The sequence below is a fragment of the Bradyrhizobium sp. CW1 genome (genome assembly GCF_023100665.1).
Lineage (GTDB): Bacteria > Pseudomonadota > Alphaproteobacteria > Rhizobiales > Xanthobacteraceae > Bradyrhizobium > Bradyrhizobium canariense_D.
This window is the reverse complement of the sequence record NZ_CP064684.1, coordinates 5014351-5025111: the sequence shown is the minus strand read 5'-3', so window position 1 is coordinate 5025111 and position 10761 is coordinate 5014351. Positions and strand designations below refer to the sequence as shown.

Here is a 10761-nt window from a genome sequence, read left to right as displayed (position 1 = left end):
CGGCTCCAGCCTTGGTTCAGTTCGGCGCTGATGTCAGTCAGCCCCAACGGTTCGCGCGCCGCATACAATGAAGCTAGCGCGGGATTCTGCTAGGTCCGGGCCGGGCCCAGCAACTGCCTGCTGAGACCTCCAATGACTTCGCACTGTTGCATTGGCCCCCGCGCCGCGCTGCCAGCAACATGAACCGCCTGCATGTCCCGTTCCTGCAGGGCACCCGCCGCATTGACAACGACATCAACGCCGGCAAGAGCGTCCTTCCAAAGCGTCGGTGGTCCGACCATATCGAGGGTGATGTGGTGCGTATCAGGTGCGGTGGGTGGCGCGACACCAATGCGCATTCGGGCCCTTCGGCGGACAGTCTGGCCTGGATTGCCGATCGAACAAGCCCCGTGCCACCAACGAGACGGATGCGCATTGACTGGCTCTTCGATCGGCGGCGGCTTTCGCAAACTGCTGATCGAACAATTAAAGGTGCGGACGGTTAAAGCACGGCTGATGCAATCGTTCCTCGCGGCGGAACAGGTGAGTTGGCCGCAAGCAGCGCCTTATCGTTGCCAAGCATCGCTTTTCGAGCGCACGACGATCGCCATCGACGTTGCGGCGTCATCGATATCGACGGCAGGTCATTCAAAGGGCCAGATCCGGCATTACGGCTTCCACTTCAGGCCGCTTAGTCGAAGATCTCTTGAATCGGTGACATGTCGGCTTTCGGCGGCAAACCACAAGTAAGTTCAGCCTAGCATCTACCGCTGCTTTTGAATCCAAGCAGATGAAGCCTTGGGATGGGTATACGACTGCCGAACCCGTCGAACTGGGCCGGGGACTTGCGGGAGCACAACCACATTCTTGGTGAGCTCTTAGCCAGTGTTTCTGACCGCCTCTGCCAGCATGGAGTAGAGCTGCTGCTTGCTGAATTCCTTGGGCGGCTGCCTCTGCACTGCGTTCCGCGACACCTTCGGTGCGACTGGACGGGCGCAGGCTGCCGACGAGGTCGGCCTCAGCTTCGGGCGCGGCCTTATCTCGGGCGTTGCTGTGGGCGGCTTGTGGCCGCGCTTCAAGCCCAGACGGGTCAGCATGCCGCAGACCGCATTACGACTGCACCCGAGACGACGCGCAATCTGCGCCGCGCTCTGTCCTGCGGACCAGAGCCTGTTGAGGAGCGCTATGTCTTTCGCATTCCAGCCCATGAGAGATATTATAGCGCCGACTGCCGAACACGCCAGTCTAGTCTTCGTCTGGCTCGCGCACGACCGGCGGTTCGTCGGCGTCATCTTCCTCTTCGTCGTCCTCGTCGTCTTCATCGGGATTTCTTGGCGGCATCGCGGTGCCCATAAGCACAAGCGGTGTCCAGTAGATCGCGGTGGTGGAAAATGCTTCGAAGGTATGTTGCTTCATGTGGCTGCTACTCCTCGAGAATACGCGTAGTCGCATATTCATGGCGGACGGCACGCGCGTCCAGGGCGCGATCGGTGCAAACGAGATGGAAACATCAAGTCGACGACATGAGCAAAGGAGGGCAACCGGCACGCAAATGGCGGCGTTTTCAGCTACTTTATGCCCGAGAACTCATTCGGCTCTATGTTCACCAAAACCTCGCCGGTGGTGATTTCGGGAACTCCAAGATCGAGGTCATGTAGACTTGCTTGAACAAACGCGAGTATCTTGGCGTTCGCTGCATTGGCGCTTTCGCGATCGTCAAATATCATCACGGCGATACCAACGCCGTCGCCCGCATCCAGAACTTGGTAAGATCTGAAGCCGTGCGATTGCCTTAGGATCTGGCCAACGCCGCTCTTGGCGCGGCGAGCGGCGTCCGCTACCGAACGAACCTTGGTGTACTTGCGAATGACCATGTACATGAGGCCACCATGCACCACACGCCTCGACGCATCAAAGCATATCGGTCCCGGTCGGACTAGGGCCAACTTCCGAGACCGGGCCACAGTGTCCGGCTAGGCGAACCGGGCAACGCGCCTTTTCCAATGAGTCCTCCTCGCCCTGCGCATGGGGCGAGGTGCTGAGGCTCAGGAGCCCTCGAACTTGAAACGATACGTTGAGCTTGGCGCGATAGGCCTCGACCTTTCCCTTGTCATCGAGCTGCATATCCAGCTTGACGACCTCTGCAATGCGAAGATCTCGGAGAGATTTTGCAGCTTGCTCGACCGCATTTGCGGCGGCCTTCTCCCACGAGTCGTTGCTGGTACCGACCAGTTCAATGACCTTGTAGACGCTATCAGGCGTGTCGTCCTCCTGTCCGGGATGACGAAGGAAATCTAGCATCAGGATCTCGACCCCGATACGGGGATGCCGTCCGGAGCCGGAAAGGGACAAAATTGCATTTGGCGGGGGCAGCTTTTGGCCGGAGCCAATCTGCCGGGCCAGCGCCATCATGTCCGCTCCTAGCGAGCAGACGGAAAAACGTCCGATTGCCTGTCACTTTCCTGTTTGACCCGGTGCCGACCATTTCAGTCTCGGGTCACTCGATCGCGGCTGCTGAGACTAACCAAAAATACGGACCGGCTAAGCCGTCCAAGCCCCTGGCTCCGGCGCTTGCTACGAGGCAGGATTCGCATCCGCGCAGGCTTGCCCTTGTCCACCTGCTTTAGCGACGGTCTGTAGATAGCTATCGGTCAGATCTCATGACTTGCCGCGGAAGCACGAGCACTACATTGATCTGGCGATCGAGGATCGTCGTGGCGATGATCGTCGTCTTCGACCTCATCGTGGCGGAGCATTTAACTTAGTGCTAGAGACAACCCTCGCTCAGGCCCGCAGACCGGCATCATATCCACAATCTTGCCTCCCGACCGGTTGCGCTTTCACATTGCCATGCCAGCGTGGAGACCGGCCCAAATCTTACCGCAGCGTCGCCCATCAACCGGGTGGTTGCGTCGCGGACCGTGGACAGGATCGTCGCCCGGCGATACGTGGACGGCTCGATTAATTGAGCGCGCTGCCGCGTATTGCCGCCAAAGTGAGCTTATGAATTCGGAGGCCAGGCCCGCAATTAATCCATCACGCTGCCAGATTTAAGCCGCATGGGGCCCATATCGCCGCGAAGGCTTTGCCGGTGGGGACGCATTGGCGCGAATATCGGTGTTCGCAGTGCAATAGATCTTGCTCACTGTCCATTCGGTCTTGAACGAGGAGCAGAAGCCCTCCGTGGCCGCGTCGTTCCTTCTTGCTTGCGATTTGCGTTCGACCTTTATGGATCACTCGGCCTCGAGCTTCATGCCTTTCGGCTCGGCCAGAGATCAAAGAGCGTCAAGATGTTCTGCCGATCCCCGCCGCCCTGGAGCAGGACAACGCGACATGCTCGCGATGCTGGCGACGCTGGAGCTCTCGATCTCTGCTCTGTCGCGCCTTGGCCCCTGTCGCTAGCGCCCCTGAAACCTGAACAGCACATCCTGCATGAGCCTCATCCCGCAGGATGCGCTCTTCAGAAGCTAGAACCGACAGCTATCAGCGGCAGCCGTAGCGACCGTTAACCAGAACGCGGAGACATGCCGTGCCTACCGCGGCCGCGCCAACGGCCGCGCCGCCTACGACCGCGCGCCATGTGGTGCGCCGTGCAACGCCGGCGACTGACACGAGTGTCAAGGGGCGCCCGACGCGCAGGGCGCCAATTTCCTCTGTGTGCGCCGTAATGGGCCCTAGGGTTACCGGATCAACCAGTTTGCAGCGCCGCGCGCCAATCAGCGTGAGGATGATTGGGGGGCGTGCCCCGAATCGATGTGGTTTGCCATCGAAGCCGTGTGCGAGCGGCCACTAATCCTTACCTCCTCGTGATCTATGGCCTTTCCATGCTCGATCTAGTGGAAGGCGGATGCACTTAGGACGAAGTGATGCACTGGCGCGAGCGGTTCAGGGCTCGCTGCGGGGCGGCCTGACGCTGCTCAGCAACAAGTCCGCTGCCAAGATCGACACGCTGGTCTATCGCAACAATCACGCCCAACCGCGCCCTGTTTCGTCGGGGCAATTCGGAAAAGCGGAAATCGATCCATTGCCAGTGATCGAGGTCCCCTGAGGCACGGCTTACGGGCACCGAGTCGGCCATAGGCTCGATTGCCGCAGTGGCTGACGTGACGAGCGCGAACAGAGCGATGAGAACGAGCGGCGATGTTGGATCAGCGGATCCCCGGTTCGAGCCCTGGTGCGCCAACCATATCAAAACTGTTCGTATTCAATTAAATTACGGATGGGGTCGACGAGAACAAGGCGGATCTCGTGCGACATTTTTTGCGTATCGTGCCCCGGATAGCAGTGCGACTTATGCTTTTCCTTTGTTTCTGCATCTTCGCGCAATGCGAAACGGTGTGCAGATTAAACGGCACAGGTCGATTACGCGCTCGTCGTAGAATAGGATACTAAGGCGCGCAAATGCACAACCTGTTTTGCCTAGTCGCCTCGTGATCCCTCGACCGTTTCTGCGACAGCTTGGTGATTTAATCCCCGTCGCGGCAGCCAGGATCGGCAGGGCTGCGATCGACTTGATCTTCTCGATCGCAAAGCGCGAGGTGCGTGCTCGAAGTTGGAACCAGCAATCCGGCCATAATCAAGAAGCGTCGGCAGGGTGGGCTGGTACGGTGAAGTGAAAAATTGCGCCGTGGGGCTGGTTGCGCGTCACCCACAAGCGTCCGGCATGCGCTTCGATAATCGAACGACAGATCGACAGTCCCACCCCCAAACCGCTGGGCTTCGTCGTGTAGAAGGGGGCGAAGGCGTGCTCGAAGGTTTCAGAGCTCATCCCCGGTCCCGAGTCCTTCACCTCGACGAGAACACCGTCCGGTGCACCCTGCGCGGTGGTGATCAGCACTTTCTTGGCTCCATTCGCGACCGTGCCGATTGCCTGGACAGCGTTGATAATCAGGTTGAGAACCACTTGTTGCAATTGGACGCGGTCGCCCTCGACAAGCGGTAAGCTGTCTGCAAATTCCGTCTGCACTGAGATGCCGTTCTTCATCGCTTCGCCGCGGGTAAGCTCAATAACGTCCCTGATCGCCTCATTGATGTCCAAGCGATCCTTCCGGGGCGGTGCTTTTTTTACGAGATCGCGAATTCGTTGGATGATGTCGCTGGCCCGAGCGGTATCGTTCATAAGCCAGTCCAGTGATTCCCTGACCCTGTCAAGATCCGGCGGATTTCTGTCCAGGAAGCGCGCGGCCGCACCAGCATTCATGGATGCCGCGGCAATCGGCTGGCTCACTTCATGCGCGATCGAGGCCGTGAGTTCGCCCATGGTGGCGAGGCGGTTAGCGTGCGCAAGCTCCTTCTGTATCTCGCGCAGCGCCTCTGCGGCCCGCTTCTGTTCGGTGATGTGCCGTCCAACGCCGCGATAACCGATGAAGTGCCCGGACTTGTCGAGCACCGGTAGCCCGGAGACGGACACGTAGCGCTTGCCGCCATCGGGCGTAGGGCGCGCGAGCTCGAAATCGCGGAACGGCAGGTGGGCATCGAGCGTCTCCCGATGCTTGCGCCAAGCCTCCTCGTCGGGCTCCAAGTAGGGCACTTCCCAGCGCGTCTTACCAAGTTCAGAGACCGACGCGGGTGCGTCGACCATGCCTTCGGCGAATTCCTGGCGAATGAAACGATGCCGCGCATCGGATTCCCAGTACACGTCGAAAGAGAACTGTACGAGAGTCCGGAAACGCTCCTCGCTCTCCTGCAGAGCCACTTCCGATCGTTTGCGCTCCGTCAGGTCAACGACAAAGGAGACACCCTGGTCTCGTTGTTCGTCGAACGCAGCCATGCCGATCAACACCGACACGCGGCTTCCGTCCTTGCGGAAATACTCTTTCTCGAACGGCTGCACGCTACCCATCTTTTTTAGTTCCGGGATCCACCATCGCTCGTGGCGGTCGAGCCATTCAGGCGGCGTCAGGTCAGTCCAGCGCAGGCGGCCCGAGACGAGATCCTCACGGTCGTATCCCACGATGCTGAGAAACGCATCGTTGGCCTCCAGAATCGAACCTTCAAGCTCCCAGATGATGATTCCGATGATGTTGGCATCGACAAGGCGTCGGATTTTCGCTTCCCGTTCTCCGAGATCGCGGTACAAAGCCGCATTTTCCAGCGCGATTGCTGCCTGTGAGGCGAGCAGCTTCAGCACCGCAATTCGCGCCGGTGCAACAACGTAGGGCGTCAGTGTATTCTCGAGGTAAAGCACGCCGATAACTTTCGCACGGTTGATCAGGGGCATGCAGAGAATGGAACGAGCGTTGCGCTGATTAACGTAGGGGTCCGTGGCAAAGGGAGGCTGGACCGTGGCATCCTCGAGAACCGCGCACTCTCTGGTTCGCAGTACGTAATGGAGAACGGATTCGGGAAGGAGATCCGCGGTCACCGCTGTATTGCGCATTTCAACAGTAACTTTATCGCCGGTTGTGGTGGCTTCCGCTTCGATGCGCGGCTCGGTGTCGTGCGACAGGATCAGCAGACCGCGTTCAGCCCCTGCTTGTTCGATGGCAGTGCGCATGAGCGTCTCGATAAGCGTCTCCAGAACCATCTCACCTGACACCGCTTCCGACACCTTGATGACAGTGGCGAGGTCGAGATGCTCGACCGGCGCTCCAATCGTGCTCATCGGGCCTGGCTCTGATCTCGCCTCCCTGAGGTGCGGATGCATATCCTCAAGTTGCCGCACTTTGCCGTCTGCCCCCCAACGAACATAGCAGTCGCGCGCTCTCCGCAAATAGATGCCAGAAAATTCTTCGAAACCACGCTCGCCGTAAAACCGCGCGGCCAATTCATAAGCGAGCGCCTCGTGGTGGACGAAGCCGTTGTCGCGAGCGGAGCGGATGGCTTGTTCATAGAGACGCTCCGCGTCCAGTTCTCTGCCTTGGAGACGGGCGATCTCGGCGCCGGTTAGAATAGCGCGGTCCGCGAAATTCTCCGGGCAATTCTGTGCCCACAAATCGAGCTGTGTGTGGTGCCCAGTCAGGGCCTCAAGGTGCCCTTGACGTTGTTCGGGGTGTGCCGAATTCCAGCATGCAGCGTGCGATAGCGCTGCATAGAACTCGTATTCCACCGTCTCGAGTAGCTGCGGTGGTGACCACGGCAGTCTCCGTGCCTTCGATGCGGCGTCGACGGCCAGCGAATAGTCGCCGGCAAAGAAGCACGCTTGCAGCTTGCGGATCCAATACCAGCTCTCGGGCAGCGCGAATGCCGGATCGGCGGCCAAACGCCGTTCGAACCGAAGCTCGTCGGACGGGTCGTCGTGCAGAGCGCCGAAACGCCGCGTCAGGCCGCGCAGCATACGGATTAGCGCAACCTGCGGCATTATGATGTCGGCCACCAACGCAAACTTCGCCTTCTTGCTCAACTGCAACCCGTGCTCGGCTTCGCGCTGCGCTTCTGCAAGCGCATCGCCCGCCGCAAGGAAATTCGTATTCAAGCTGGCGCAACTGAAGGCCGCGAACGTGACATCGCCACTGCTGCTCGCGGCCTCAAATGCCCGCTGAAAGGCGTCTCGGGCATGCTGGAGGTGCTTGGTCCATGAAAGGACAAGGTTGCCATAGTTCAGGTAGGTCCTGGCGTGCACGCGCGAAAATCCGCACCGCTCGACCAGCTCAGTGCCGATACGGCTGAATCGAAGGCCCGCCTGATAGTCGCCGAAGCGCGCGCCGGCAATGGCGCCGAACATGACGTAAGGAACGCATGAAGCATCGTTGTTCCCCCACTCGAGGCTGATCTCCACCGCTTTTAGGGCCACCAGTGAGCGAAGGTTCGCATCAGTGAAAAACGCCGGCGGCATGAGCGCCGTCAAAAGATCTATGGTCGCTAGTGCGAGTGCATCACTCATTAGCGGCAGATCCAATAGCTCCTCGACCGACCGATTCCCGAGCCGAGATCGGACGTGCTCGTATTCGCGTCGGACGTGATCATCGCTTGGGTGGACTACCCATCGAATCCCGAGTTGTTCCAGATAGCTGAGACCGGCGCTAACCGCGCGGTCCGGCTCACTGAGCGCCGTATACAGATCCACCCGACGGCGCGCGACGACAGCAAGGTCGGCAGCGGTCGCGGTTCGCGTCGTCAGCTCCTGTAAGCGCTGTTCTGCCTCCAGGACCGAGCCAGTCACGAACTCGCATTCGGCGCGATGCAACTCGAACGCAAAGGCAAGCTGCTGGCGTTGTTCCCAGCAGTCGTCTGGTAACAATGCGGCACCGGCAGCGGCATAGTTGAGCGATGCCGCGTAGGCCGCCGCCTCCCACGCGCGCAGGCTGGCTGTCAGATTAAGCTCTGCGAGTTGCTCGCGTTCGTCTCGCGAGGTGATCAAGGACTCGCCACGGTTGAGCTGGTTGACGATCTCGAAAATAGCCTTCTCCCACTTCTCCCGGGGGGTCTGCGCCAGTAGCTCCCGACCGATTCGCAAATGCAGCGCCGCGCGTTGATCATCAGCAATCAGCGAGTAGGCGGCTTCGTGCACTCGATCGTGGACAAACCGATACACTCCTGGCTGGTGCTCGACCAATTCCTGGCGAATGGCCTCCCACAGATCCGCGTGTACCCGCTGCTCGGAGCGACCGAGGACGATCGAAATTGTCCTCGTGTCGGCGACGTTGCCGAGACAGGCCAGCCGCTGCAGCGTGATCTGCGTCTCGGCAGGCAGGCGGGTCAGCTTTGCGATCATCAGATCCACGACATTGTCGGTGTGGCCCTTGACGCGAATGCGAGCGAGATCCCAGCACCAGAACCGTGCGTCATGATCGAAGCGGACCAATCCCTCTTCGGCAAGCGCCTGAAGGAATTGAATCACAAAGAATGGGTTGCCGGCCGTCTTATCGTGAATCAACTTCGCGAGTGGCGCGGCACGCTTCGAATCGCAGCGAAGAGCATCGGAAATCAAACGCGAAATGTGTGAGCTGGCAAGCGGCGCTAAAATGATCTGCTGCACGTTAGCGCCAGCACTCTTTATGGCCTCAAGCCTGTACCACAATGGATGAGCGAAAGTGACCTCGTTGTCGCGAAAGGCGCCGATGAGCATCAGGTATTGCAGATCGGAGCGGGTTAAAAGGTCCTCAACCAGATCGAGCGTGGCGGCATCGACCCACTGGAGATCGTCGAGGAACAACGCCAATGGATGCTCGGACTGTGCGAACACCCCTATGAAGCGCCGGAGCACGAGACGGAAGCGGTTCTGTGCTTGCTGCGGGGGGAGCTCAGGGACGGGTGGCTGCTCTCCCACGATCAGCCGCAATTCAGGGATCAGGTCGGTAACGAGTCGTCCATTGGCGCCCAGCGCACCATGAAGCGCTTGGCGCCAGTGCGTCAGCTCGGCTTCGTTCTTGCTCAGAAGGAACCGCACGAGGCTCTGAAAAGCCTCCACTACCGTTGAATAGGGAATATCGCGTTTGTATTGGTCGAACTTGCCTGATGCGAACAGCCCGTGGGACGGAACAAGGCGACGATGGAGCTCATTGACTACCGAGGATTTACCAACGCCGGAATAGCCGGTAACCAGCATCAATTCCGGCGCGCCGCTCTTGATCATCCGGTCAAAGGCGGCCAGCATGGCTTCAATCTCGCGGTCCCGTCCGTAGAGCTTCTCAGGGATCCGCAGTCGGTCGGGCGTGTCGTATTGTGCGAGCGCAAACTCTTCGATGCGGCCTCCGGTTTCCCATTCGATCAGGCAGCGGCGTAGATCATGTTCGAGGCCTGAAGCGCTCTGGTAGCGTTGCTCGGCGGATTTGGCGAGCAGCTTGAGGACTATGGTCGAGATTGCAGCCGGTACAGTGCTTACCCGCTCGCCGGGCGCCACTGGCTTTCGCGCAATGTGGCAATGCACCCACTCCATGGAATGTGCCGCTGAGAACGGCAACGAGCCGGTCAGCATCTGATAGAGCGTAACGCCAAGTGAATAGAGGTCACTGCGGAAATCGATCGAGCGGTTCATCCATCCGGTCTGTTCGGGCGCCATGTAGGGCAGCGTGCCCACGATGAATTCCGGCGGCCCAGGGGCGCGTCGCTCGCGGGCGAGGCGCGAGGCGATACCGAACCCGGTGAACCGGACCCGTTCGTCCTCGCAGTTCACCATAATATGCGCCGGCTTCACGTCCTTGTGGACGAGGCCGCGTTGGTGCACCTTGTTCAGGGCTGCGGCGATGCCGATCGCGAGCTGCAAAAAGCGTCCGATGTCCATGGGCGCACCAAGCAACTGTTCGAGCGGCTGGCCACCAGGATCCTCAAGCAGCAGCACTGGACGGTCACCATCGCACTCCAGCCCGAGCGGCCGCATTGCCCAGGTCTCATCTAATTGGTCTTTCAGCGCAAACTCGTGATCAAGACGATCGAGGAGGCCGGACGAAGCGTGTTTCGCCTTGGGAAGTACCGCCAATACAGTTCTGCATGCGCCATCGGAAGCCGGACGCAATGGCCGACAAAAGATGCGGTCATCGTCCTCCCATAGCACTTGGAACCTGCTGTCCATGCGCATCAACCCAAAACACTGGGTTCAACCCCGAAGCCTCCGCGTGACCAATGTCAGGTGAGGAGGTACTGTGTTGCGCTCTGTGGCCACATCGACACTGCCATAAAAGCGGGGTTCTGCCCAGCGTAAGCTGCGGCGCCAGGCAGATGACGGCGAGAAAGCCGAAGCGGCGCTAGCCGGACATCAACCGTGATCGCGCGCGAGCCGGCGGGCGAATTCAGCGGTGTATCGAACTCGAAATATGCTGCCCGATGCGTCGCCACAACTTCTGCTGGCCGTCCGGACCGGCTCGAATGCGAACGGCTTCTGCGGCTCAGGTGTGGTCTGGGCAC

General features: G+C 59.8%; 7 protein-coding genes. 2 read left to right on the top strand and 5 right to left on the bottom strand.

The window, feature by feature from the left end; genetic code table 11:
- Positions 1 to 414 precede the first annotated feature (414 nt).
- Positions 415 to 729, top strand: a complete 315-nt coding sequence (locus IVB54_RS24700; RefSeq protein WP_157643069.1) for a hypothetical protein — start codon at positions 415 to 417, stop codon at positions 727 to 729.
- A gap of 128 nt (positions 730 to 857) precedes the next feature.
- Here the strand turns inward: IVB54_RS24700 and IVB54_RS24695 are convergent, their stop codons facing one another.
- The 4 genes from IVB54_RS24695 to IVB54_RS41565 all read right to left on the bottom strand — a co-directional run bounded on the left by IVB54_RS24695 (position 858) and on the right by IVB54_RS41565 (position 2391).
- The gene (locus IVB54_RS24695) at positions 858 to 1187 is read right to left on the bottom strand and encodes a GcrA family cell cycle regulator (RefSeq protein ID WP_018458800.1); all 330 of its coding nucleotides are present in this window, start codon (positions 1185 to 1187) and stop codon (positions 858 to 860) included.
- Positions 1188 to 1224: 37 nt separating this feature from the next.
- The gene (locus tag IVB54_RS24690) at positions 1225 to 1395 is read right to left on the bottom strand and encodes a hypothetical protein (protein ID WP_018458801.1); all 171 of its coding nucleotides are present in this window, start codon (positions 1393 to 1395) and stop codon (positions 1225 to 1227) included.
- Between the two features lie 152 nt (positions 1396 to 1547).
- The gene (locus IVB54_RS24685; RefSeq protein ID WP_018458802.1) at positions 1548 to 1859 is read right to left on the bottom strand and encodes a hypothetical protein; all 312 of its coding nucleotides are present in this window, start codon (positions 1857 to 1859) and stop codon (positions 1548 to 1550) included.
- A gap of 31 nt (positions 1860 to 1890) precedes the next feature.
- Positions 1891 to 2391, bottom strand: coding sequence for a dodecin family protein (locus IVB54_RS41565; RefSeq protein ID WP_275991566.1), 501 nt, complete (start codon positions 2389 to 2391; stop codon positions 1891 to 1893).
- A gap of 1435 nt (positions 2392 to 3826) precedes the next feature.
- Between IVB54_RS41565 and IVB54_RS24675 the strand changes: the two genes are divergently transcribed.
- A complete protein-coding gene (locus IVB54_RS24675; protein WP_018458805.1) occupies positions 3827 to 4027 on the top strand; it encodes a hypothetical protein in 201 nt (66 codons plus the stop codon).
- 528 nt (positions 4028 to 4555) lie between these two features.
- Here IVB54_RS24675 and IVB54_RS24670 read toward each other — a convergent pair.
- Entirely contained in the window at positions 4556 to 10435 is a 5880-nt protein-coding gene (locus IVB54_RS24670; protein ID WP_247363388.1) for an AAA family ATPase, read from the bottom strand.
- Positions 10436 to 10761: the final 326 nt, after the last annotated feature.